Source organism: Diplocloster agilis (assembly GCF_019042275.1).
Lineage (GTDB): Bacteria > Bacillota > Clostridia > Lachnospirales > Lachnospiraceae > Diplocloster > Diplocloster agilis.
On record NZ_JAHQCW010000109.1, the window covers coordinates 1 to 298 of the forward strand.

The window sequence follows — 298 nt, forward strand, 5'->3', positions numbered from 1 at the left end:
TGCAGCCAGACTTACTCTTGTACCGGTTTTTCTAGGCTTACATTTGTAACGTACCTTGCGACGCAGATCGATGTTCTTGGCAGTAAAAACGCCCAGGTCGATATAATTGTAGAGCGTCTTTCTGGAACAAGGAATCTCATGCCCGTGAAAGGCATAAATGTGAGCGAGAGACTGCCCCTGAGAGAGCAATGGAGAAATGAGGTCATCAAGCAGAGCGATGTCAGCAGCATTTTGATTAATGCCTTGCCTGCAAGATACGAGTAGTTCCTGTGAGGACTTATCTGCATTCTGAGCAATG

At 46.3% G+C, this 298-nt stretch carries 1 protein-coding gene; it reads left to right on the top strand.

Going from position 1 to position 298, the window contains the following annotated elements; genetic code table 11:
• Nucleotides 1-264 (top strand): hypothetical protein (locus KTH89_RS24770; protein ID WP_238723472.1); only part of this gene is annotated, 264 nt, incomplete at its 5' end.
• Nucleotides 265-298 lie beyond the last annotated feature (34 nt).